This is a genomic window from Chryseobacterium sp. II3a, assembly GCF_057815135.1.
Map to the genome: position 1 here is coordinate 242275 of NZ_JBYPZJ010000005.1, position 25376 is coordinate 267650.

Here is a 25376-nt window from a genome sequence, read left to right on the forward strand (position 1 = left end):
AAATTATGAGAACAAAACTATTATTGGCATCGGTGCTTGCTCTTACTGTTCAACAGACTGTGCTAGCACAGACCGATGCATTAGGATACACACAAGCAAATATGACGTTGGGAAGCGGGTATCAAAATCGTTCATTCTTTAATTTCACAGATGGGAATATTATTTCTCAGCCTGCCAACACATGGGATGTAGCATTTTACAGAACTTCTCCTTATACAACAGGAACAAGAATTAATGATGCTAAAAATATTGAAGTATATACAGCTGCTACCAGCTTAACTGAATGGGATAATATCAATATCAGTAATGAAAGTTCTTGGGGAGCACCCCTTTATAATCCGGACCAAATTACGGACTGGAGCCAGGGAGCTTTTGAACAAGGGCCTATTACAGCCCCTAACCCTAATATTCCATCGACAGGATGGGGAGTTTACAATACAGTGACTCACCATGTTAATGGAAAAGCAATTTTTGTTCTGAAATATGCTTCAGGAACGTATATTAAGTTTGCTATTGAAGATGCGTTTGCAGGATATACTTTTAAATATTCAAAGTGGGACGGTACTGCATGGGGACCAACAGAAACAAGAACACTAGCTAATGGAAATGATGATGCTTATTTCAACTATTTTTCATTTGATACCGGAGCAAAAGTTCCTAACATGGAGCCTTCAAAAACTGCATGGGACTTAGTATTTACAAAATATTTTACATTCTATAACGGTGTTCAGATGTACCCTGTGGCAGGGGCAATCCAAAGTCCAGGCCTTAAAGTTGCAATGGTAGACCCGGAAACGCAGGAAGTTGCTAATGGAAATATTCCTGCTGCTAATAACTTTTCATCTAATATCACTTCTATCGGACACTCATGGAAAGTGATTACAACTTTAAAGAATAATGTTGTTTATTATGTGAAAAAAGGAGATGATTATTACAGAATGTATTTTACTCAAAGTGATGGTTCCAGCACTGGAAACATGTACTTCAAATACAAAAAGATTACAGGATCTCTGGGAATCACAGAAGTAAGTAAAAAGGCTTCTTTCGGTATCTATCCTAACCCAACAACAGCAGATAAAAAGGTAACTATTTTATTCGATGTTAAAGAAAAAGCAAGTAATAAAGGGAGTGTAGAAGTATACGACCTAACTGGAAAAAAAGTACATGCTGCTGAATTAACTAATCAGGCAGGATTCTATAGACAAGACCTGAACCTGTCTCAGCTTCCTTCAGGAAATTATATGGTAAAAATTAACTATGGAGGAACTTCGGAAACGAAAAAACTTATCGTGAAATAATATTTTACTCAAAATACTTTCTATTTTTTCTAATAAAAAGGCGGCTTTCAGAATTCTGGAACCGCCTTTTATTTTTGTTAGTATATCTTAAATCCTTTGTAAACTTCCACTGTACTTTCCATCATTTTAGAAGCGTCTTTGCGGAAATCCAGCAAGTGATCCTGCCCATTGTGTATGTTGTGATGATCAACACTTTCCCAAAGTTCAATCAGGAAAAATGTTCCTTTGTTATCTTTATCTTCAATAAGGTCATACTGCAGGCAGCCTTCTTCTTTTCTTGTTTCCTTTACCAGGTTTTGGAAAAGCTCTACCGCTTCCATCAGATAATTTTCATTAAACTTAAAAAGTGCAATGATGTGTAGGTTCATATTCTAATATTTATTGGTGTAAAAGTAAAATAATTTCAAAATCAAATTTATTTTTGATCCCATTATTTTTCACATACGTAGTATATTTTTAACTGAATACTGATTTATAAATAGTTATAGAACTCATCACGATCACCAAAACCCCAATTACCAGAAACATTTTCTTCACCGGAAGCTTTGCAGTAAGCATTGCAGAGAAAGGTGCTGTAATAATTCCTCCTATTAAAAGCCCCAGAATAATATTCCAATGCTGAATTCCGAGGGTAAGGAAAAAGGTAACAGCAGCTGTAATGGTCAGAATAAATTTGGCAACAGTAGAACTTCCTACAGCAAATCTTGGAGTAAAAGCATTTTTGATAAGGGTTCCGGTAACCAAAGGTCCCCAGCCTCCTCCTGCAAAAGAATCTATGAAACCGCCAATTACCCCAAGCCTTGTTAAATTGGTTTTTCTTTTCAATGCTTTACTCTGTTTATCTTTAAAGGCATTGGACAGAATCTGAAATCCAAGATACAAAGTATAAAATGCGATGATCGTTTTAGTAATCTTTGCGTAATATTCTCCAAAATAAGTAAGGCTAACCGCTCCGATAATTGCTCCAATAACAGCAGGAATGGCTAACTTTTTGACCAGACTTTTGCTTACATTCTTAAGTTTAATATGGCTTAGACTTCCTGCAGCCGTCGTAAAACTTTCTGCTGAATGAATACTTGCACTTACAATATGTGGAGGAATATTCAGAAACATCAGCGTGGTGGTACAGATTACACCATATCCCATCCCCATTGATCCGGCAACAATTTCTGCAAAAACACCCACCAGAAGCATCCAGTAAAAAATATAATGATCCTTCGCCAAAGTCTGCTGCAGCTCATCAAAGTAACCCAGTTCATATAGAGAAAAGACAGCTATTGATACCAGAGCAATTGTGATAAACAATATATTAAGCCTTGTCTGAATTTTTCTTGTAATCACCATAAGTTTGATATTGTAGGGTTATTTTCCTTAGCATTCTTACTATTGATTTTCCAAACAATGATATTACTCAACATCTTACCTGCCCTTAATAGCCTCATACGATCTGCATGTTCTTTTGGAACCATAATTTATTCTTTTGAAGTCATGCAAATATCTAACAAAAATATTATCCTACAAAACAAGTAGACTATTATTTCAAAAAAAAGGATCAGGTCAGTCGACCAGATCCATTAAAGTTTTTTTCTCAAGTATATTAAGGGAAGCATCCCTAACCTCTATCAATACATCGTGCAAGCCACAGTGATCTTCATTGCAGTCATCACATTTTTCATAGAAGTTCAAACTTACACAGGGAAGCATAGCAATGGGGCCATTTACCAGACGAATAATTTTGGCTAGCTTTACTTCTTCGGGGTTTTCTCTTAGAAAATATCCCCCACCTTTTCCTTTTTTACTGTCAAGGATCTCTGCCTTTTTCAGTTCAAGCAGGATATTTTCTAAAAACTTTAAAGGTATCTTTTTGTGTTCCGCTATTTCGGAAATAAGAACCGGACCTTCATTTCTTTTTTCTACAAGATATGAAAGTGCCTTAAACGCATATTGAGATTTTTTGGATAGCATTACAGCAAAAATAAGAAAATTGTTTTATATGTTTAAACTAAAAGACAAAATAACAAAATAGCTCATTAATGGCTTTGTTTTTTATCTTTTTGTGGTATCACAATTTTGCCTTTCTCCTATTAAATCGTTATGTTTGCCCTATGTTCAGTAAACAAGAAGCGCAGCAACTCAAAAAGGAATTTTGGACAGCTTTTGGCAAATCTTTTCCAAGAAAATGGATCCTGTATGGCACTAAGGTCAAGGATATGGCATTTAAATTCTCTGCAGATAATAAAAAGGTAGAGGTTTCTCTTGATATCGAAATGAAAGATGAAATTTTTCGTAATGCTTATTATGAAAAAATATGGTCTTTGGAAGATATTTTAAAAGATTTTATTGGAGATTTCCAAAAAGAAGAGCACTTTACCCTGGAAAACGGCAAGGTTATCAGCCGGATTTGGGTGGAAAAAAATGGAGTTTCCATCTTCAATAAAAATACATGGCAGGAAATTTTTGAATTCTTTTATGAAAAAATGGATAGATTCGAAAGATTTTATTATGAATATGAGGATTTTATAAAGGACATATAAAATAATTATGAAATAATTATCGTTTTACACTTTAGGTTAAGATAAAAAAGAAAACTATCTTTGCTCTATACCACTTAAACTAATAGATGAAACTAAATATGATTAACAATGAGAAAAGTGTACAAAAACATTTTTGGAGAAGTCATCTCCAAAAGCAAAGCTATGAAGCTCGATGAATATCATCTGTATTATTACAAAAGTGATTCTGATATACTAAAAGAGATTGAGTTCATCAATGAAGAAAATATATATAACATCAATTATTTTTTAGATGAAGGTGACAATGAAGATGAAATTATAGAATATCTGAAAGAAAAATCTGATTTTTTTGATATTGAAAAAAAGGAAACCGCTGACGGATTTATTATTACCACCAATAAATTGTATTCATTATCTGTAGATGATCTCCCCTTAATTTCTAAAACCGTCTTTAAAACTGACGACCCCGAAAATTTTATATGCTCACAGGTCATTGACAATGAAACCCAGGAACCGCAACTTGAAAGAACAGTGAAATGCTGGTATACTTCTGATGAAAAAGGAGAAAAATATGCCGCTATAGAATGCAGCTACCAGGAAGATGGAAAGCTGGAGCTTGCTGTAGATAAAACAACAGATCCTGAGCATGAACAGAACTGGGCCCATTATGATTATGAAACATTTCAGGAGCTTCAGAAACGATTTCCGGTGGACATAAGCTATTACAAAACTGCTGCACTACTTCCAAAGGAAGCCTATCAGAGCTAAAAAAAATCAACAATACATCAAACAACCACAATTTATTGATATGGAAGACAATCCTATATTTTGGGCGGATGGGGATGATCCGCAAATGATTGAAGCCTACAGAAAAGCACAGGAAACATTCAAATATTTTTGGCGTGAGCAATCCTGGGAATACAGAAGAATAATCCCGGGGCTTAATGTTTCATGTGTAAAAGTGATGTTTTCAGAGCAGACAGAAACAGGAGAAACCAATGTTGAACATATGTGGATCAATGATATTGGTTTTGATGGCAGCAGGGTAACAGGATATCTGATCAACGAGCCTAATATATTAAGAAATGTTCAGGTAGGCGATTACATTGACATTCCTCTTACTGAAATCAGTGACTGGCTTTTTGCCATCACCCCTAGTATAAAGAAACCAACAGGACTTTCCAAGCTATTCTCTTCATCAGCTGAACCTCTTCCAAAAGCATATGGTGGGTTTACCATACAAAAGATGCGCTCGGATATGTCATCATCAGAAAGAAAAGATCATGACAATGCCTGGCAGCTGGATTTCGGGGATTTTAACGACATTCTAGTGGTTAATAACCAAAAAGAAGAACCTCAAAACCTTATCGAACATCCGATGAGCAGAAATATGAAAGAAGATTTTGCTAAATTCTTACAGGAATATCCGGATGAAATTAAGCTTATTGATGAAAACGGCCAGTCTCTTTTGCACCGGGAAACCATTGCAGGAAACCTAACTACAGTACAAGCTGCCCTGGAAGCCGGAGCTGATAAAACAGTGCAGTCTAAAGCTGGAAAGACCGCTCTGGATTATGCAAAACAACTGAATTGGGAACATATTATTCCGGTACTGGAAAATTATTCATAATAAATAAGAGTAAAAACTTAGAAGAATACTACATACAATAAAAAGAGAAGCCATAAAGTTTCTCTTTTTATTGTATATTTTTTGTGTTTCAAAAAATTAATGATTGGATTGAATGATATTGTCAACCAAACCATTTTCAATGGGATTTCCTCCTCCATTATTATAAAAATCAAGCGGAATGATTCCCAATCTTTTCTTTCCTGAATACTGCGTATACTGTTTCAGCCAAGGATTCATGGCCGGATCAACTCCCGAACCTCCCCACGCATATTGGTAAGGCGTATGGTGAAATACTCCATAGGCAATACTGTTAAAGCTAACATACAGAACAGCACCATTATCAGCATTTTTCTGCATAGCGCGTTCCAAATTCTCCTGTACGTACTTTACCTTTTTGTGAGTATCATAACTTTCGTAATTGTCTTCGAGATAGAATTTCTGCCCATTGGCATTCGTCGTTTCAAAAGTAGTATTATCCTGCCATGTTCCAAACCTCACTCCTACTTTGTTTTTATCAATCCCTGAATTTCCCACATTCAGATCAAATCTGTATAAAAAGAGTACTTTTCCTTTGGTTTCATTTAAATTAGGAAGGGCATTTCCCTGAAAATAAAGAGTATTGTATTTTTTAAGATATTTGATAAAATTATCAGAAATATCCTGTCCGCTTTTTTCATTGTTTACAGACATTAAAACAGTTTCAGACGGATGATCTCTTAAAAATGACTGGCAAGCATCCAATACATTTCCGAAAGTAACTCCACAGGAAATAATACCGTGGTAAAGATCTAACGGATCAGAAGAATTAGATGAATTCACGAGCCTGATATCCAGGAAACGAATCCCATTTTCCAACTGTTGTCTAATGTCATAATTCTGACATCTTGCTCCAAATGAGGCAGAAGAAATTTTATACGTTCCTGAATCATGTGTTCCCGGTATGCTTAAAGCTTTCAGCGAAACATTGGGTTCCAATTTGCTCATCCACTCTGAGCCATTTAATTTAAGATAAAACTGGTTTACACCAGATACTGAAACATTACAGTTAAAATGTGTATTTGCATCAGTTTTTAAGACATAGGTTCCCGATATTTTTTTAAGATTCCGGCTTCCGATCCACCAGTTGTTCTCTGATTTTGAATTATGTCCCTGTCCAATCTGTACATCGTGAAGTTCGCAGTGTCTATTGTGATAATCAAATGATAAGGTACAGGTAAATGCAAAGTTCAGTTTCCCCGGCAAAGCATCATTGGAGCTACAGCCTATGGCATCGCCTCCCGATATTTTACTTTTGAACCATTGAGCAACTGTATCTGTCCCATGTCTTCCAGCCTGAACGTCTATTTCCCAGGTATTCCCTGATTTCTGAATAATATCCGGTGTATTTTCCCAAGGCTGTCCCGAAGAGATGCTGTGATCTGTAATGACCATTCTTAAATTACTTACTCCATCCATCATCTGGAGAAGAAACCTGTTGTGTTGTTTTGTTGGCATGATATGGTGATTTAATTTAATATTTTATAAAAAAGCAATAGATTTCTCTATCCTGCCAGACAAAATTATATAGAATTAAAGGGCATTCATAGCGTATAAATACTTGTTTTTGAATTCGGGTATATTTACTTAATTTTGATAATAAGACTAATATTTTTCCTAACTTCTCTCATTATTTCCAAATCATAGTGTAACAAAAGATATGATTCAAATGTCTTATTATTAAAATCTTATGAGAAAAACATTGCTCTTTTTTATAGGTTCTATTTTGTTGATTTCTGGCCAAATTGTGAAAAACAATTCACCTTCTGTTTCTCATGAGGTAAGGGATTCTTTAGACAGGGAAATCAATACAATATACCAACAAGGGAATTTCAATGGTTTTTCAGTGGCTATAGTTAATGATCAATCCACTCTTTACCAAAAAGGATTTGGTTTTTCAGCTGTTGCAGAAAAGAAGCCCTACACTATTAATACTATTCAAAATATTGCTTCTGTTTCTAAAACATTGGTTGGAATCGCTCTTTTGAAAGCACAGGAATTGGGTAAACTGAAATTGGATGATCCCATACAGAAGTATTTACCATTTAAAATTGTGAATCCTAATTTTCCTCAGAACTCCATAACCATTCGTCAACTGGCTTCTCACACCTCTTCTATTCTGGATAATGAGTTTTATTTATCTAAAAACTATTTTCTAAAGCCCAATCAAAATCTGAGTGGAATAAAGCTTAATTTTGATGATGAACAGATATTCAACCCGTCAGATTCTATCATTACAATGTCTGCTTTCTTAGAAAATGTTCTTGCAGAACACGGAAAATGGAATAAAAATAGTTTTTCCACTCATTCACCGGGAACTATGTATGAATATTCCAATGTAGGAACTGCTTTAGCCGCTTTTATTGTTGAACGAGCAACCGGACAGGAGTTTAGTATGTTTACCAAAGAATATATTCTGAAACCTTTACAAATGAATGATTCAGGATGGAAATTTGAAGAGATTCAGTTTTCTAAATTCTCAAAGCTTTATGAAAATCCTAAAACGGTTCTGCCTTATTACCTTTCTGCTACTTACCCTGACGGCGGGTTTATCACCAACATTACTGATTTAAGTAAATATTTAACTGAATTAATCAAAGGATACAATGGAAAAGGCAGAATTTTGAGTCAGAAAAGCTATAAGGAATACTTTACTCCTCAATTGAGTGCCGCTAATTTTACTGAAAGAAATACACAAAACCCTTACAGTGAATCTTATAATGTGGGAATATTCATGGGATTTGGCTATACAGGATATATAGGTCATACAGGCGGAGATCCGGGAGTCATGTCGATGATGTTTTTCGATCCTAAAAATAATCTGGGGAGAATTATGATTTTCAATACTAATTTTTCAGATAAGAAAGGGAATGATGCTTTTTATGGAATTTGGAATGTCTTGGAAAAATATCAATTACATTTAAATAAGAAAAAATAATTAGAATGGGACTTCCAAAAAAGACTTCAAGAAATATCGTAGTCGATGATATTGAATATTCCTGGATAGCATCAGGAAATGATGACATTATCAATCTGATTATTACTTTAAAAGAAAATTCCGGACAAAAACTATTTGCTCATTTCGACTATTGGACCATCACAGAAAATGAAAAAATACGCAAATCACTCCGGAAGTTGTAAGAAAAGTTATTGAATATGGAATTTTGAATGGATGGAAGGCAAATGAAAGAGGAAAAAATGTAGATATTGGCATTATGAATGATAAACTGCAATAGGTATCAAATAAAAAAGAGAAGCAAAATACTTCTCTTTTATGTTATCCGAATTTCTTCTTTCTTAGCCAGAAGAATAATCCTCCGATAAGACCAATAACTACTAATGGGAGCAATAAATTCAGCCATTGCCAGTTGGTTTTCTCTTCTTCTATTCTGTGTCTGTCAAGAAGTCTTTCTTCGATGTTTCTGTTTCTCAATTCCATCAGATTACTGTCATCCAACAGATAATCCAAAGCGTTTCTAAGGAACTGTTCATTTCCAAACTGTTCATTGGTCAGCATATCTACTCCTAATGGAAGCGGTTTTCCTTTGATGACTTTATTTCGTCCTATATCTCCGTCTGCAATCACAATCATTTTGTTTTCAGGACTTTCTGCTTTAAAGCCGGGATACGATTTTCTTTCAATTCTTGAAGCGTATGCTGAATTAAATTTCCCTTCCAATGCTACGGCAAAGATCTTCGGAGTGCTTGGTTTCTCCATTTGTCCAAGACTGTCTACAGTGGCAATTTCTTTCAGATCAACATAATTTGGAACCTGCTTCAGCAATGTTCTTTCACTGGATTCGAAAAGAACTTTTGTTTTAATATTCTTTCTTCCACCCAATGTATCAATAGAAGTCGGAAATTCGAATTTTACCGGGTTGATATTTCTGGTGATCGGGTTATTATTTTCAGCAATTCCAAGAGGAAAATAAGGCCAAGGCAGGCTTGTAAACTGAGGGTTTCCACTTACTTCTCCTGTTACCAGCTTCAGCAATGCATATTTCTTTACATCCTTCACCAATGCATTATTGATTCTTAATCCGTAATTGAAAAAGAAATCAGTCATATTGATATCCACCGGGAAAGGCATTACTTTTTTAGATCTTGTCAGGGTATCCATTTCAGCATTTACAGCATCAATCATCCAAAGCGTTTTCCCGCCATTCATGATATATTGGTCAAGGATTACTTTCTCGTTATCCGTGAAGGCTTTTCTTGGTTTTGCAATCACTAAAGCGCTCATCTGCTTCAATAAAGGCACGTCTTCAATACTAAGTTCCACCTGGTTCTTAGGAATAATAGGACCTGCATCATAATTCTCTAATGCTAATTGCATAAAACCCTGGAACTCATCCGGACTTAATTCATCCTGATTGATCAGAACTCCTACTTTTTTCCTTTTATCGGCAGCAATATTTTTGATATTTGAAACCAGATTGTATTCCAATCCTTCAATAGATCTAGTAAGCTGCTGATCTGCATCTATCCCTGTCTGCTGTACAATCAAAGGAAGAGAAACTCCTGTTTTATTGTACCTGATTACCGCATACGGATAAATCGTGATCTGAGTGAATTTCCCATCCTTAGAATCCGGCAGATAAGATGCTTGCATTCCCATTGCAGCTAAACTGTCTTCCGGGATTTTAGGTCTTAATGGATCGATGAATTTGAAATCAATTTTTGGATTAATTTTTCTGAATTCTTCCAACATGAATTTCGTTTCTCCCTGGAGCTGTTTAAAGCTTGCCGGGAAATCACCTTCCAGATAAACCTCTACAGTCAAAGGCTTTTTAACGGATTCCAGTACTTTAATGGTACTTTCAGAAAGAGTATATCTTTTTTCTTTTGTTAGGTCTAGTCTTATTCCTGAATAGGTAAGAATAATAACCAAAGGGATAATCGCAATTAAGAAAATTCCCAACGGAGATTTAGCATTGATCTTCTTCATACTCTACTTCTTTTTGTTAATAAAATGATTAGACAATACTAATGACGCACTGATGACCAGAATAAAATAAGCAACATCTTTCAGATCTATAAGACCTCTTGTAAACCCAAGGAAATGTTGGTAAAACCCTATATTCTGGAGGATAAAATCTGCTCCGCCTAATAATTTATAGCTAGCCAGCTGTTCGATTCCAAAATACATAATAAAGCACATGAAAACACCTAGCAGATAAGCCATAATCTGATTCTGTGATAATGAAGAAGCTAAAATTCCAATTCCCGAAAAAGCTGCGATTAAAATAATCAGCCCAATATAACTTCCGAAAGTCATTCCCAGGTCAATATTGCCTTCCGGAACTCCAAGAACATATACAGTATAAAGGTATACTAGTGATGGAATCAGGCATAAAATACCAACAATCCATACAGACAGGAATTTTCCTGTTACCAGTTCTGAGACTTTTAATGGCTGTGAAAACAACCAGTTTAGAGTTCCTGTTTGTTGCTCTTCAGCAAAAGTTTTCATGGAAAGTGCCGGAATAATAAACATTAAAAGCCATGGAACCAACACAAAATAGCTTTGCAGCGAAGCTGCCCCGATCTCAAAAATATTGGAATCGTTGTCGAAAAAGAACAGAAACAGAGTCCCTATTAAACTGAAAGCGGCAATAATCACCCATGCACTCCAGTTTCCAAAGTAACTCCAAAGTTCTTTCTTTAAAATTGCAATCATAGTTTTTTAGTAAAATGTAAAAAGTAACAAAGTATAAGGCACACTTATTCTTTTACTTTAACAATTATTTATTTTTTTTATTCTTATTAACAAGTTTTACAGTCATCATAATCAGAAATACAAGAACGAAAAATCCTGCAATTAATTGCCACCAATATTCAATTGCCATAGATTTCAGGATTACGGTAAACACTACAAGAAACAAAATAAATGTAGCAATTTCATTGGCCTGTCTAAGTTTGATATTGGCTGTTTCCAAAGTATTTCCGTTCAATGCTTTTAGTTTCAACACCTTTTTCCAGCACCAATAGTGATACATGGCAAGCCCAATCAGGAAAGTCAGCTTCAAATGGAACCATCCCATTTTCATTAGCCCCGGATTCAGAAAGATCATAACCAGTCCGCATACTGCCATGATAACTCCCGCAGGTACGGTGATAATATTCCACAGCCTTCTGGCCATAAATGTATACTGCTCCCTCAGAATTTTCTTTTTTTCTTCAGGAAATTCATCGGTATCCTTATAGTAAACAAAGAGCCTTACGAGATAAAAAATTCCCGCAAAATAACTTACCATAAAAATAATGTGCAGCGCTTTGATGATTGTGTAAAGCATTCAGAAAAAATTAACAGCAAAGATAAGCTTATTATATAATTTTTAAAAATAATTTTCTTTTGATCAGGAAAAGCTACTATTCAGATCAAAATTCTTAAAAAAATACAGTTATATAAAAAAATGCTTCGGCTCGGGGCGGCAAAGCCGCCCGAGCCGAAGCCTATATTTCATTGATCGTATTCAATTCAGAAATTAAGAGATCACTCCCAATTCTTTTCCTACCTTTTCAAAAGCAGCAATTGCTTTATCCAAATGTTCTTTAGTATGAGCGGCAGATAACTGAACTCTGATTCTTGCTTTTCCTTTTGGTACTACCGGATAGAAGAATCCAATTACGTAGATTCCTTCGTCCATTAATTTTTCTGCCATTTTCTGAGAAAGCGGTGCGTCATACAGCATTACCGGAACAATAGCAGCATCTCCATCAGGAATATCAAAGCCTTTTGCTTTCATTTCTGTTCTGAAATACTCTGCATTTTCCATGACCTTATCACGAAGTGAAGTATCATCAGAAATCATATTTAACACCTTCAAAGCAGCACCCACGATTCCTGGTGCCAATGAATTGGAAAATAAATAAGGACGAGAACGCTGTCTCAGCATATCCATGATCTCTTTTTTACCGGAAGTGAATCCTCCTAAAGCTCCACCTAAAGCTTTTCCTAATGTAGACGTAATAATATCTACTCTCCCCATTACTTCATTAGCCTCATGAGTTCCTCTTCCTGTTTTTCCAATAAATCCTGTGGCATGAGAATCATCAACCATTACCAAAGCATCATACTTATCCGCAAGGTCACAAACTCCTTTCAAATCTGCAACAATACCATCCATTGAGAAAACCCCATCCGTTACGATAATTTTGAAACGGTGATTTTTTTCTGAAGCAGCAATTAACTGAGCTTCAAGATCAGCCATGTTATTATTCTTATAACGATATCTTGCCGCTTTACAAAGACGCACACCATCAATAATTGAAGCATGGTTCAGTTCATCTGAAATAATAGCATCTTCTTCTGTAAATAAAGGTTCAAAAACACCTCCATTAGCATCAAAAGCCGCTGCATAAAGGATAGTATCTTCAAGTCCTAAGAAATCAGCGATTTTTTTCTCCAACTCTTTGTGGATATCCTGAGTTCCACAGATAAAACGTACAGATGACATTCCGTAACCGTGAGACTGGATCATATCCTGAGAAGCCTTCATTACCTCCGGATTGTTGGATAACCCAAGATAATTATTGGCACAAAAGTTCAAAAGCTTTTTCCCGTTGGCTTCAATTTCTGCACTTTGTTGAGAAGTGATGATTCTTTCTCTTTTGAAAAGACCGTCATTCTCAATATTTTGAAGTTCGTTCTGTAAATGTTGAAGATATTTTTCAGAAATCATTTTTAGTAATTTTTTAGATGTGCTAATTTACTAAAAAGGCAGTAAAATAAAACCTTTTCTCTCCTTAATTCTAAAATTTGATCTTTAATTTCATTTTTAACATTATTAGTCTACTAATTTAGTAGGATAATATTTATATTTGTTTAAAATTTCTGAATATGCAATTGATTCCGGTAAAGAAAACAAAGAAACTCATTTCAAGAAGCTTTATAAACAACCATATGAAACCTCATATTCCTATTATTATCGAAGACTTTATAGATCCTGAAAGCCCGGCTTTCAAAAAGTGGGACTATGAATACTTCAAGCAAATAGCAGGCAGTCAAAAGGTTGATATATACGGCAATGAAATGGATTCTATGGACAGAGTGGCCAGCCAGCCTATTGCACAGACTACTTTCTCTGAATATCTTGACCTGATAGACTCCACTCCTACTGAACATCGATTATTTCTATTTAATTTACTCAGCATAAAGCCTGAACTGAAAAATGATCTCATCTATAATGATGTTACCAATGGTAAAATAGTAAAATGGCTGCCTTTTATGTTCTTTGGGGGACAGGGTTCTGCTACCCGAAATCATATTGATATTGACATGTCTCATGTTTTCATCACCCAGTTCGAGGGAATTAAAAGAATCTGGCTTTTCCCTTGGGAACAATCTGATCTGATGTATAAATTACCCTATAATTTCCATAGTCTGCCTAATATAAAGACTCCAGACTACAGACAATATCCTGCGTTACTCTATTTAAATGGATATGAAGCAGTCCTACATCCTGGTGAAACACTTTATATTCCGTCCGGATGGTGGCATTATATACAGTATGAAACCGGAGGATATTCTGTTTCGGTAAGGGCATTACCTTCAAGTTTTCTTGAAAAATGGCGTGGTTTTAAAAACCTTGTTATTACAAGAAATTTTGATAATATCATGCGAAATATCTTTAAAGAAAAATGGTTCAGGTATAAGGTCAAAGCAGCAAAGAGAAGGGGTACAAAAGCTTTCAAAAAACAAAAAAGCTTTCTCATATGAAAGCTTTTTTATATTCTGTTATGTATAAACTTAATCTTTAATGAACTTAATATGTTTTTCATGCACAGTAATCACATAAGATCCGGGAATAAGTTCTCCGATTTGTATCGCTTTTCCCGGTTTGAATACTGATTTCTTTATCAGCCTGCCATCAATGCCATGAATAGAATATTCTGTTTCTTTATCAATACCTTTGAGATAAAGCTCATTTTTGGCAGGGTTAGGGTATAATCCAAAACCTTCCTTTTCTACAGAAGATACATGTAAAGTATTATCCAGAACCACAGTAGAATTATTTTCCAGAATTTGATGTTCATAATTAAACTCAACATTCGCTATAGGAAACGATATATTTTCAACAAAATATTGGTTATTAAAAGTATTATTAAGAACTAAATAAGCAGTTTGTCCTCCTGTTCCTGTTACTTTTACAGGAAGTGGCATCTCAAAAAAGCTGACTGTAGGACTGCTCTGTGTCTGGGAAACAACAAACCCTATCTGATTTCCCGCTTGCTTCCACTTTATCATATAGGTTGGATATCCTTCTCCATAAATCCAGTCTTTAAAAAATTCTGTAAAATCTTTTCCGGTAGACTGAAGTAAGGAACTATTAAAATCTGCCGTTCTCACATAGTTGTAGGCCAAAGAAGGTCTTCCATGATAATCTTTAAGAGCCTGATAAAAAACATCATCACCTACTATCCATTTTATCATTCTTAAAGCATAACCTCCTTTTGCATAGGACAACCTGCTGTCAAAAATTCTGTAGATATTATTTAATCCCGAATCGGGAACATAAATAGCTCCATCTACAGTATTGGTAATTAAATTTGTTTGATTGACAAGATAATCCATAAACTCATCATGAGTCATAATCAATTTTTCATTGGCAATATGTTCACCAAAGGTTGCGAAACCTTCATTCAGCCATATATCATTCCATGCTCCACAAGTTACTTTATCTCCAAACCATTGATGAGCAAGTTCATGGGCAATCAGAGACTTAGTCCAACCACTCATAGAAGACATCGTTTGATGCTCCATTCCACCCCCATTAAGGTATTCCATGTGCCCATATTTTTCGTTTCGGAAAGGATAAGGTCCCAAATACGTTTCAAAAATATCCATGATCTGTTTTGTCCATTCAATATTGGATATTTTTATCGGATCTCCGGCTGTTGATGGATAAATATAATTAACAAATGGAAAAGGAGGGTTTCCAATCGTGCTATTCATTTTTGCAAAGTTTGTAATAGATAGCGCGACAAGATAAGCAGTAGTAGGATACATTGTTCTCCAGAAAGTCAGTTTTTTTCCGGTTGTTGTCGAAATGATTTCAGACATCAATTTTCCATTGGCTGCTACACTATATTGTGATGGTGTGGTGATTTTAAAATCAAATTTCTCTATCTTATCATTTAGACTTTGTTTGGTAGGAAACCAATCCTGTGCCCCATAAGGTTCATTTAAAGTGGAGAAAACAGGTATATTAGGTCCCTGAGTTCCAATCTTCACTGTATTGTTTGCAGGAGCCCCGGAATAATGAATGGTTAATGAATCCAAAACATTGGCTGATAGAGAAGCCGGAAAATCAATTTTAATCTCCTGGCTAGAAAGCTGCTGAAATGGGATATTACTGCCATGGTATTGTACCTGGGAAACCGTTAGAAGATTGGTAAGATCAAAATAAATACTTCCCATATTCTGATTGGGTTTGAAATGCGAAGTCACAGATCCGGAAATATAATATACCGCAGGATCAATATCTATGTCCATTCTCTGATATTGTAAATCATAATTCAGAGTATTCGGATTCACACTTCCAATTCCCATTTTTTGGGTGAAAGATTTCATTTCTTTTTCAGCCAATCCTTTCATTTCAATATACTGATGATCCTGTTTTTGACTATAAACCTGCTGAGTAATTAAAAAACACAGCATCAGAAGGTAAATTTTTTTCATATATTAGAAATATTGCAGTATTCAAATATAAAAAAAAACCTCTTAATCATTGATTAAAAGGTTTTTATAATATATAAAACAAACAGATTCTAAAGATCCAGAGCCGGCTCAAGAATCTTTTCCATTCTTTTCTTCACCATATCCACTGATCCTGAATAGTTATTCACCATCAGAGAAAAAACTAAGGTTTTACCGGAATTTGTTTTCAGATAGCCCGCTAATGTTTTCACTTTATTTAAAGTTCCTGTTTTCGCAAAAACCTGTCCGTTTCCAGTCCCAAGGAACATTCTTTTCAATGTCCCGGATTGTCCGCCGATAGGTAATGACGTTAAATAAGATCTGTAATATTTTTCATCCATTAAAGATGTTAAAAATTTCACCTGGGAAATGGGAGTTACATTATTGCTTCTTGAAAGTCCACTTCCGTCCATATAAGTAAGTCCCAACATATCAAAACCTGCATCCTTTAAGTGATCTGTCACTACAATTCTTCCAGATTCTGAAGTCTGATCTCCCAATTTCTGAAATCCAACTGTTCTTAATAAAGCTTCTGCTAAAGAATTATCGCTGTGCTGATTGGTATAATACACAATATCACTTAATGTTGGTGATTTGTAAGCTGAGATCATTTTTCTGTTTTCCGGAGTGGGATCTGTCATTTTTGCAGATACTTTTCCGGTAACAGGAATTCCACTTTTTACCAGTGTTGTTCTGAAAGAATTGGCAAGATATGCTGGTGCATCAGGAAGTTTTGTTGTTAAAATTCCGTCTCCGTCATACTTTTCAGCATATACCATTTGGTGAGCATAAGGTGAAACGTAGAAGAACTTCTTTTCTGTAGAAAAGCCGGATTTCTTTACAATCAGCTTTTCATTAGCCGGATTAATAGCGCGAGTAGTTCCTGCAGGTAAATAATAGTTATTGTTTTCCAACCATACAACATTTTCCGGAAGCATTGCAATATTGCCTTTGAAAAGCGCTGTTTGAATGATAATATCACCATTTACCTTTCTGATTCCCTCACGTGAAAGTCCACCTATGAAATCTGAAATAATATCTCTATAAGATCCTGCTCCTGCTTTATTCGTTCCTAAAGAAGGATCTCCACTTCCTACGATATACAAATTTCCATTTAAAGTACCATTTTCATCCACTGTACCTGCATACTCAAGCTGAGTAATCCAACGGTAGTTTTCACCCAGCAGATTCAATGCTGTTTCAGTAGTCAGTAATTTTGTGGTAGAAGCCGGAACCAGCGGCGAGTTTTCATTATACGAAGAAATGACCTTCTTCGTTTTAGGATCATACACAACGAATCCCCAGGTTGCATTTTTCAGCACAGGATCCGCCATCATTGTGTTTACATTAATGTCTACAAGTTCTTTAGCCGACAAAACGCTTCTCTCCATCGAGCTTGCTGGCGACGGAAGATTTAAGCTGTTTTTCTGATTGTCGTAATTCTGAGAGTAAAGAACAGTAGAAACGGTAGATTGAGCCAGGAAAAAACCGGAAGCCAACACCGCTGCACTTGAAACATATTTTCTGAAATTTACCATCTATCCTTTTTTTTGTTCTATAGTTTGAGCCTATAAAAAATGATAAGTTAAATCATTCAATTAAAAAGCCAAACACTTAATCAACGACCAAAAGTAGAAATTATTGTCATAAAACAGACCACAGACGTCTTATAAAAGAGTGTAAAGTTTGTTAAAAATTGTTAAAAATCAACAAAAACATCCTTTTTAATGCTTTGATAAGCAGTAATTTCATCGAATTCTTTCAAACTTATCAAAACCAGACTTTTGAACTTCTCATAGTTTTTCCCACGAGGTAATTTCAGTAAAATCTGGAACTGATATAAATTATTTAACCTGGCAATCTGAGCTCTTTCCGGACCTAAAATACATTCTTCAGGAAGATATTTTCTCAGGATAGAACCTAAAAACTGAGAAGCGCGATCTACTTTATCATCTCTTCGATGCTTCAGCTCGATCATAATAAGTTTAGTAAACGGCGGGTAATGGAATTTCTGGCGTTCAGTAAGGATATATTTATAGATCTTCGCAGGATTATTCATTTTAATCAGCTGGAATACGGAATGATCCGGATTATAGGTCTGAATCAGGATCTTGCCTTTTCCTGAAACTCTTCCTGCTCTTCCTGAAACCTGAGTAATTAATTGATATGCTCTTTCTTCTGCTCTGAAATCCTGTACATATAATAAGGAATCAGCTTTAGGAATGGCAACCAATTCTATATGGTCAAAATCGAGTCCTTTGGAAATCATTTGTGTGCCTACCACAATATCCGTTTCACCATCTTCAATTTTCTCATACAGTTTCTCGTAGGCAAATTTCTTACGCATGGAGTCTACATCCATTCTGTCTACTTCATTTTCAGGAAACAGTTTGGAAACTTCCTCGTGAATCTGCTCTACTCCTACTCCTCTTTCGTTTAGATTTTCAGAATTACACTTCGGACAGGTTCTTGGCTTTGAAGCTCTTTGTCCGCAGTAGTGGCATTTCATTTCATTGGCAGCCTTGTGATACGTCATGACCACATCACAATTGGAACAATAATTAACATAACCACAGGTTTCACACTCTATGACATTGGCATAACCACGCCTGTTGTGAAGAACTATGGCCTGGTTCTTTTCATCAATTGTATGCTTAATGGCCTCAATAAGCCTTGTAGAAAAATTTCCGGATACATTTTTAGATTCCTGAGCTTCTTTGAAATTTATCAATTCATATTCAGGAAGGTTCACATTCCCGAATCTTTCATTCAGGAAAATGTATTTCATTTTATCTTTTCTGGCTCTGTAATAGCTTTCAACAGAAGGCGTTGCAGACCCTAGAATAACTCCGGATTTATACAAACCTCCCAAGACTAATGCAGCATCTTTAGCATTAAAATAAGGAGTAACTTCTCTTGGTTTATAGGCTGAATCATGCTCTTCATCTACTACAACCAATCCCAGATTCTGGTATGGTAAAAACAAAGCATTTCTGGTTCCTACAAGGATACGGATATCATTCTGCTTGATTCTTCGCCACACTTCTACTCTCTCAAAATCTGTGAGTTTCTGATGATAAAAACCTAATTGTCTGCCATATTTTTTCTCCAGTCTCTGAGTAATTTGTTTTGTCAAAGAAATTTCAGGAAGTAAAAACAAGACATTTTTCCCTTCCTTGATGCATTCTTCAATTTTCTCTAGATAAATATGAGTTTTTCCTGATGATGTTACGCCATGAAGCAGTACGTTTTTCCCTTCCTCAAAGGCTTCATCAATCTCGGATTTTGCAATTTTCTGCTCTTCTGAAAGTTCTTCAATTTCTTCAATTTCTCCTTCATAACTTTCAATCCTATCTTTCTGCATATAATATTCCTCTACAAGACCTTTGTCTGCCAATGCCTTGAAATGAGAACTTCCAAAATAGCCGTCTTCAAACAATTCAGCTTTTTTAATATGAAGATCAGGATTTTCAGTCTGCTTTTCTAAAATGAAAAGAAACAGATCTTTTTGCTTAGGGGCTTTATTCAGCTTTAAAAGAATTTCTGTAAGATTTTGATTGTTTAAAACACTTTCATTAATTCTTACATAAGCTACTTCCTTCGCCTTATATTTTTCTGCAATTTTCTCATCAATCTCAATATACTGCAAGTCAATCAGAGAATTGATGGTTTTAATAATTTCTTTTTTAGGAATAAAGGCTTCAATGTCTGTAAGATTAACCAGCTGTCTTACTTCCAGCGCCTGAACCAGATACATTTCATTGACATCCAGGTTTTCAAAATCAACGACTACTCCCGGTTTTAATTTTAGATACGTTTCACTCTCCAGCTTCAATGAAGATGGAAACGCTAACCTGTAAATTTCACCAAGGTTACACAGATAATAATCGGAAAGCCAATTCCAGAAGCGGAGTTGTTCTTCAGGAAGAATCGGTTTTTCATCCAGAATACTGATCACTTCTTTCGCTACAAAATTATCCGGAGCATTGTCATGAAGTTCAAAAACAATTCCGGTATAGATCTTCTTTCCTCCAAATGGCACCAAAACCCTCATCCCCAACTGAATTTCGGATATAAGTTCTTCTGGAACCTTATACGTAAAGGAACCTTTTAAATTCAGCGGTAAAACAATTTGAGCGTATGACAAGGGAAATATTTAAAGTGTAAAATTAGATTTTTCTGAAGAGAACTGCAATTTTTTGTTATTGATTACCCCTATTTTGTCTTATCTTTAGTCACCATTTTTTTCATGGAAAATTACATTTTATTATTTTTGATAGGGCTTATAGCTGGTGCTCTGAATGCGGCAGCTGGTGGTGGATCATTCATTACTTTTCCAGCTTTTATCTATGCGGGTGTTCCGCCGATTCAGGCTAATGCATCCAGTACTGTAGCATTATTTCCCGGAAGTTTAGCCAGTGCCTGGAAATTCAAAGAGTATATTCAGCCTTTTCCCAATATTTCAATAACGGCAATGATTATTTTTACTCTTTTGGGGGGATGTGCAGGAGGCCTGCTTCTTTTATATACGCCATCAGGAGATTTTAAGCTAATAGTTCCATGGCTTCTTTTATTAGGTTCTCTCGCATTTGCATTTGGGAAACAAGCCGGTAACTGGCTTAGAAAAAGAATTAGGATTGGTTCCGGATTGGTTTTAGGTGCTCAGTTTATTTTAGGAATATATGGTGGTTACTTTGGCGGTGCAGTAGGAATTATGATGATGGCTGTATGGTCATTATTCGGCCTATCAGACATTAAAATTATCAATGCTAATAAAACACTTTTTACAGGAATAGCTAATGCTGCGGCAGTTATTTTATTTATTTCAGCAGGTAAAATATATTGGCCGGAAACCTGTACCATGATGGTCGCTACAATTCTAGGAGGATACTTTGGCGCTCATTTCACCAAAAAACTTGATCCGGTAAAGTTAAGAAACGGAATTATATTCTTCAATTTTCTGATCACCATCGTTTTCTTTATTAAAACTTTTTTTAGTTGAAATCTATAGTTAGAATATAGTATCTATTATCTCATACCACATCGCAGAGGTAAAGAACCCAACAATAATACTAACACCGATAATCAGATTGGTTAACTTCGTATTCAGCCTGAACTGTTCTGCAATAATACTTGAAGTTACTAATGTTGGCATTGCCGCTTCAAATATGGTAATTTTTGCGACATTTCCTTTTATTCCAAATAATAAAGCCATTCCTAATACAATTGCCGGAGCCAGAATCAGTTTATAAAGCATAGAGGCTGACATTTGCGGAATCAGTTTTTTCCAGCCATTAAACTTTAGCTGCAATCCGACTGAAAATAAGGCTAGCGGACTCACAGTAGCTGCCAGTTTATCAAAAAGCGGTTCTGCAACGGTTAGATCTATAAATTGAGACAGCGCTAAAGCAGAAATACAACCAATTAAAGGTGGAAATGTAATTAATCTTTTAAAAATAAATGCAGCACTCACCTTTCCAGACTTACTTCCTCCTTTCACTGCAGCAATAATACCCAATGTGGAAAGAGCAAAAAACATGGTTTGATCACAAATAATAGCAATACTTAAAAGGCTTTCACCATAAAAAGCACTGATCAAGGGAAATCCGATGAAAGAGGTATTGCTGTAACCGCTGGCCAATTCTAAAGTACTTCTGGAACGCCTTGAATATCCCCTACTTTTACTATAAAACATTACATAAAAGAAACAAAATACAGAGACTAAGAAAGTAGCTGCAATTGGAAAAAGCATTTCCGTTGTCCATTGTACCTTCGGCAGATATTTGAATGAAACTGCCGGTAGAGCAAGATAAAGAATCCAGGTATTGATCCCCTTGTGGGCATCCGGGTGGATAGATTTTGTTGCTTTGAATATCATTCCTGCAATAATGCACACTGCAATCAGAACAAAATTTACCATAACTATAAAGAAATATGCTGCAAAGTTACGGCTGATTTTTGAGTTGGGAATAGGAAAATTTATATTTTTTTGAGTAGAGTTTCTGCCAGATACGAATCTAAAGAAGTAAAAAAATCTCTCGCAGATTGTTCGGATTTCGCAGATATTTAATCACAATAGTAAAACTCATGTACTTATATCCTCTTTTGGATAATTTATTCTCCTATATTTTAAAAGGTATCAAACAAACTCATTACCTCAACCTTATCCAAAGATTTCGAAAGGATAATTCTTTTTGAAGCACCTGGTAACAAATCAAAGAAGTTATCACTGAAATGAGTATCCCCGATCAGGTATACGTCCTTTGCCAAAACATCTGTTGAGATTTCAATTTCTGTTGAGGATATCTTTTTAATGGTAATATTAGGTTTTGAGAGTTTCAAATCTTTAGGTCTTGCGAGAAAGAAAAGCTTTTCAAGCTTCACATCTTCACTGTCTGAACTTATTTTCAAAACAGATTTCGATACATCAAATTTTACCAGATCAGCTTTCTTAATACTCAAAATTTTCTCACTTACATCAGCCTTCAACTCTTTATTAATATAAGATTTCCATAGCTGTTTTCCTTCAAAATCAATGAGCTCAAATTTTATATCAGCTTTTATCTCTTTCAATACATCATTAATCAGATAGATTTCATAAGCTTTACTATTTTCAGCAACAGAGATCAATATAGGCTCAAAACTTCTTTTTGCCTGATAGTGAAAAGCTTTCCAATTCCCCAAATAATCAATGGACGACCATGATACTACTGGCCAACAATCATTAAGCTGCCAATACAATGTTCCCATATTATAGGGTTTTGCCCTACGGTGGGCTTCTATTGCTATCTGCATTCCTTTCGCCTGTAGCAATTGGGAAATATAATTGTACTTCACAAAACCTGTTGGTATTGGATAGTCCCGCTCCATATATTTATTGATGATCTCCCAACCTCTTGCATGTTTTTCATGGGCTTTAATAGTCGGGTTTTGTAAATCCAAATCAGAAACTCCGGAAAACATTGACTTTGTAGTGCTTAAAGTTGGCATTCCCTGAAAACCATATTCAGACATGAAGCGACCTACTTTTTCATTATACATTTCGAAAGGCTGCTCACCCCACCAAACGCCCCAGTAATGAGAATCTCCTTCTGTAAGACTTTCTTTATGCCCCCATCCTATGGATGGAGAACTTGGCCAGTATTTATTTTTATCTGAAGTAAGATTTTCCTTCAATGTATTAGGAATAACTTCATGAAAAAGCTTTTTATAATCTTTCCAGACCTGCAAAGAATCTGCTTTTGAGTATTTAAACTGTTTCTGATATCCCCAATTGACAATGGCTTCATCAATTTCATTATTTCCACACCATAATGCAATGGACGGGTGATTTTGAAGCCTTTTGACCTGGTCTTTCACTTCTTCCTTTACATTTTCCAGAAATTCATTATCTGCCGGATAAAAACTTCCTGCAAACATAAAATCCTGCCACACCAAAATCCCATTTTCATCGCAGGCTTTGTAAAACTCTTCATCTTCATAAATCCCGCCGCCCCAAATCCGGATCATATTCATATTCGCTTCTTTGGCAGCCTTAATTAGTTTTTGATATTTTTCCTTCGTAATCCTCGGAGAGAAACTGTCTGCAGGTATCCAGTTTGTTCCTTTGATATATAATGGGTTTCCGTTAACTTTAAAATAAAAAGATTTACCTTTTTCATCTTTTTCCTGAATAAGTTCAATATCTCTCAAACCATACGTAACATTGATATCTCTAATGATTCGTCCTCCTTTCTTGTATAAGGAAATCTTCGTGGCATATACAGTAGGTTTTCCTCTTCCATTAGGCTCCCATCTCTTGGGATTTTTGATATTATAAGGAAGTCTAATTGTGTTAAAACCTTTATTAAGATGAAATTTATGCATGCCTCTATTGAGGTTAAACCATGTAAAGTACTCTCCTTCTTCTTCAGCGAAAATGTTCATATTAAATGATACCTGAGCCAAAGAATCAGTAAATGACTTTTGCTCAACCTGAATATGATTAACCTTTGCATTTCTCCAGAATGCCAGTTTTACATCTTTCCAAATTCCAGCTGTTACTAATCTTGGACCCCAATCCCAGCCAAACTGATATTGTGCTTTTCTTACAAAGCTTCGCGGTGATTCCGGCATAGCGAACGGAACCTTTTTTGCCAGCTCTTTTCCTTCATTGACCGCAGATTTAAACTTTACCTGTAATAAATTTGTTCCCTGTTTCAAATATTCTTTCACTGGAATTTCCCAGGTTCTGAACATATTATCTGTTTTCTTCAGCAATTTCCCATTAAGATAAATCTCCGAAAAGGTATCTAATCCATTAAAAACAAGATCAATATTGTCGTAATCAAATTCTTTGAATGAAATATCAAAATTGGTTTGATAATCCCAATCTTCATTTTCCACCCATTGAACTTTTTTTTCATTTTCGTCCTTAAAAGGATCCGGAATAAGCTTATGGTTCATCAGATCCAGATGAACCGTCCCGGGAATCTTAGCCGGAAGCCAGTTTTTATCTTTTGAGTTTTTGAACTGCCAGTTTTCTGAAGACAAGCTTCTTTCAGAGTACTGTGCAAAAAGAATATTCTGAATAAAAAGGAAAGCAAAAAGTAAAGTTTTACGCATCAATGATTTTGTTTACAATTCTGTGGATTCCATATTTAATAAGTTCACTATTGAAATTAATAAGAAGTCCGAGTTTTATATTAGTTTGTTTTAAATAAGTCAATAGCTGAGCCTTAAAAATAGAATGTAATTCCAAGACAGCCTTAACTTCGATGATTACTTTATCTTCTACAATCAAATCAATTTTATATGCATTTTCTATCGAGATTTCTTTATATTGTAATGGTAAAGCAACTTGTTGTTTTACGTTAAGGTTTAAAGTTCTTAATTCGTAAGCTAAAGCTGTTTCATATGCACTTTCTAATAGGCCAACACCTAAGTTTTTATGAACTTCTATAGCCGCTCCTATTATTTTGTAGGATAATTCGTTTTTCGGTCATTTGTGTGTTTTATTTTTATTGAAACGCAAAGTTTTCATATTGATTACGTGTTACTTTTAAGTGAGCTAAGAGGAAATCGATTTGCAATCGATTTTGATGAAGCGAATGTTATCCACCTGCTTATTCAGCGGCTTTGCCGCCTTACTTAGCATCCTTAAAATATAACAGCCTATTAGATAAAAACTTTGCGTTTAATTAATTTCTATAAAACAA

At 35.3% G+C, this 25376-nt stretch carries 21 protein-coding genes and 1 pseudogene; 8 read left to right on the top strand and 14 right to left on the bottom strand.

Annotated features, from left to right (window positions below; genetic code table 11):
• Window positions 1-5 precede the first annotated feature (5 nt).
• Window positions 6-1298: a T9SS type A sorting domain-containing protein gene (locus AC3HD6_RS14280; protein WP_488896946.1), complete on the top strand. Its 1293-nt coding sequence runs from the start codon at window positions 6-8 to the stop codon at window positions 1296-1298.
• A gap of 77 nt (window positions 1299-1375) precedes the next feature.
• On the opposite strand, the gene AC3HD6_RS14285 is transcribed toward AC3HD6_RS14280, so the two are convergent.
• The 3 genes from AC3HD6_RS14285 to AC3HD6_RS14295 all read right to left on the bottom strand — a co-directional run bounded on the left by AC3HD6_RS14285 (window position 1376) and on the right by AC3HD6_RS14295 (window position 3263).
• Window positions 1376-1666, bottom strand: a complete 291-nt coding sequence (locus AC3HD6_RS14285; RefSeq protein WP_068942462.1) for a putative quinol monooxygenase — start codon at window positions 1664-1666, stop codon at window positions 1376-1378.
• A gap of 88 nt (window positions 1667-1754) precedes the next feature.
• The gene (locus AC3HD6_RS14290; protein WP_488896947.1) at window positions 1755-2642 is read right to left on the bottom strand and encodes a sulfite exporter TauE/SafE family protein; all 888 of its coding nucleotides are present in this window, start codon (window positions 2640-2642) and stop codon (window positions 1755-1757) included.
• Between the two features lie 213 nt (window positions 2643-2855).
• Window positions 2856-3263: an RrF2 family transcriptional regulator gene (locus AC3HD6_RS14295; protein ID WP_488896948.1), complete on the bottom strand. Its 408-nt coding sequence runs from the start codon at window positions 3261-3263 to the stop codon at window positions 2856-2858.
• Between the two features lie 140 nt (window positions 3264-3403).
• Here AC3HD6_RS14295 and AC3HD6_RS14300 point away from each other — a divergent pair, with 140 nt between their 5' ends.
• The 3 genes from AC3HD6_RS14300 to AC3HD6_RS14310 all read left to right on the top strand — a co-directional run bounded on the left by AC3HD6_RS14300 (window position 3404) and on the right by AC3HD6_RS14310 (window position 5441).
• A complete protein-coding gene (locus tag AC3HD6_RS14300) occupies window positions 3404-3832 on the top strand; it encodes a DUF4268 domain-containing protein (protein WP_488896949.1) in 429 nt (142 codons plus the stop codon).
• Window positions 3833-3940: 108 nt separating this feature from the next.
• Window positions 3941-4579 (top strand): hypothetical protein, encoded by a 639-nt coding sequence (locus AC3HD6_RS14305; RefSeq protein ID WP_488896950.1) that lies wholly within the window; start codon window positions 3941-3943, stop codon window positions 4577-4579.
• A gap of 40 nt (window positions 4580-4619) precedes the next feature.
• On the top strand, window positions 4620-5441 hold the full coding sequence (locus tag AC3HD6_RS14310) for a YegJ family protein (protein WP_488896951.1): 822 nt from the start codon (window positions 4620-4622) through the stop codon (window positions 5439-5441).
• Window positions 5442-5537: 96 nt separating this feature from the next.
• Here AC3HD6_RS14310 and AC3HD6_RS14315 read toward each other — a convergent pair whose 3' ends face one another.
• Entirely contained in the window at window positions 5538-6935 is a 1398-nt protein-coding gene (locus AC3HD6_RS14315) for a phosphatidylinositol-specific phospholipase C (protein WP_488896952.1), read from the bottom strand.
• Window positions 6936-7167: 232 nt separating this feature from the next.
• Here AC3HD6_RS14315 and AC3HD6_RS14320 point away from each other — a divergent pair, with 232 nt between their 5' ends.
• Together AC3HD6_RS14320 and AC3HD6_RS14325 are read left to right on the top strand one after the other, a co-directional pair.
• Complete coding sequence (locus AC3HD6_RS14320; RefSeq protein WP_488896953.1) at window positions 7168-8415, top strand: serine hydrolase domain-containing protein; 1248 nt, start codon at window positions 7168-7170, stop codon at window positions 8413-8415.
• A 5-nt stretch (window positions 8416-8420) separates the two neighbouring features.
• Complete coding sequence (locus AC3HD6_RS14325) at window positions 8421-8618, top strand: hypothetical protein (protein WP_488896954.1); 198 nt, start codon at window positions 8421-8423, stop codon at window positions 8616-8618.
• A 136-nt stretch (window positions 8619-8754) separates the two neighbouring features.
• Here the strand turns inward: AC3HD6_RS14325 and gldG are convergent, their stop codons facing one another.
• The 4 genes from gldG to kbl all read right to left on the bottom strand — a co-directional run bounded on the left by gldG (window position 8755) and on the right by kbl (window position 13162).
• A complete protein-coding gene (gene gldG / locus AC3HD6_RS14330) occupies window positions 8755-10425 on the bottom strand; it encodes a gliding motility-associated ABC transporter substrate-binding protein GldG (protein WP_488896955.1) in 1671 nt (556 codons plus the stop codon).
• 3 nt (window positions 10426-10428) lie between these two features.
• Window positions 10429-11157 (bottom strand): ABC transporter permease, encoded by a 729-nt coding sequence (locus tag AC3HD6_RS14335; protein ID WP_488896956.1) that lies wholly within the window; start codon window positions 11155-11157, stop codon window positions 10429-10431.
• A 64-nt stretch (window positions 11158-11221) separates the two neighbouring features.
• Window positions 11222-11773 (bottom strand): CopD family protein, encoded by a 552-nt coding sequence (locus tag AC3HD6_RS14340; RefSeq protein ID WP_488896957.1) that lies wholly within the window; start codon window positions 11771-11773, stop codon window positions 11222-11224.
• Window positions 11774-11965: 192 nt separating this feature from the next.
• Window positions 11966-13162 (bottom strand): glycine C-acetyltransferase, encoded by a 1197-nt coding sequence (gene kbl / locus AC3HD6_RS14345; RefSeq protein ID WP_488896958.1) that lies wholly within the window; start codon window positions 13160-13162, stop codon window positions 11966-11968.
• Window positions 13163-13320: 158 nt separating this feature from the next.
• Here kbl and AC3HD6_RS14350 point away from each other — a divergent pair, with 158 nt between their 5' ends.
• On the top strand, window positions 13321-14199 hold the full coding sequence (locus AC3HD6_RS14350; protein ID WP_488896959.1) for a cupin-like domain-containing protein: 879 nt from the start codon (window positions 13321-13323) through the stop codon (window positions 14197-14199).
• A 30-nt stretch (window positions 14200-14229) separates the two neighbouring features.
• Here AC3HD6_RS14350 and AC3HD6_RS14355 read toward each other — a convergent pair whose 3' ends face one another.
• The 3 genes from AC3HD6_RS14355 to priA form a co-directional block, all read right to left on the bottom strand.
• Window positions 14230-16161: a M1 family metallopeptidase gene (locus AC3HD6_RS14355; RefSeq protein ID WP_488896960.1), complete on the bottom strand. Its 1932-nt coding sequence runs from the start codon at window positions 16159-16161 to the stop codon at window positions 14230-14232.
• 89 nt (window positions 16162-16250) lie between these two features.
• The gene (dacB, locus tag AC3HD6_RS14360; protein ID WP_488896961.1) at window positions 16251-17717 is read right to left on the bottom strand and encodes a D-alanyl-D-alanine carboxypeptidase/D-alanyl-D-alanine endopeptidase; all 1467 of its coding nucleotides are present in this window, start codon (window positions 17715-17717) and stop codon (window positions 16251-16253) included.
• A 161-nt stretch (window positions 17718-17878) separates the two neighbouring features.
• Window positions 17879-20326 carry a replication restart helicase PriA gene (gene priA / locus AC3HD6_RS14365; protein ID WP_488896962.1) on the bottom strand — a complete coding sequence of 816 codons (2448 nt, stop codon included), beginning with the start codon at window positions 20324-20326 and terminating at the stop codon, window positions 17879-17881.
• A 102-nt stretch (window positions 20327-20428) separates the two neighbouring features.
• On the opposite strand from priA, the gene AC3HD6_RS14370 reads away from it, so the two are divergent.
• Entirely contained in the window at window positions 20429-21181 is a 753-nt protein-coding gene (locus AC3HD6_RS14370; protein WP_488896963.1) for a sulfite exporter TauE/SafE family protein, read from the top strand.
• A 9-nt stretch (window positions 21182-21190) separates the two neighbouring features.
• Here AC3HD6_RS14370 and AC3HD6_RS14375 read toward each other — a convergent pair whose 3' ends face one another.
• The 3 genes and pseudogenes from AC3HD6_RS14375 to AC3HD6_RS14385 form a co-directional block, all read right to left on the bottom strand.
• Window positions 21191-22099: an AEC family transporter gene (locus AC3HD6_RS14375; RefSeq protein WP_488896964.1), complete on the bottom strand. Its 909-nt coding sequence runs from the start codon at window positions 22097-22099 to the stop codon at window positions 21191-21193.
• Between the two features lie 209 nt (window positions 22100-22308).
• Complete coding sequence (locus tag AC3HD6_RS14380; RefSeq protein ID WP_488896965.1) at window positions 22309-24783, bottom strand: beta-mannosidase; 2475 nt, start codon at window positions 24781-24783, stop codon at window positions 22309-22311.
• A pseudogene (locus AC3HD6_RS14385) lies at window positions 24776-25138 on the bottom strand (GxxExxY protein); the annotation flags it as partial. The gene AC3HD6_RS14380 and the pseudogene AC3HD6_RS14385, both read right to left, overlap by 8 nt.
• Window positions 25139-25376: the final 238 nt, after the last annotated feature.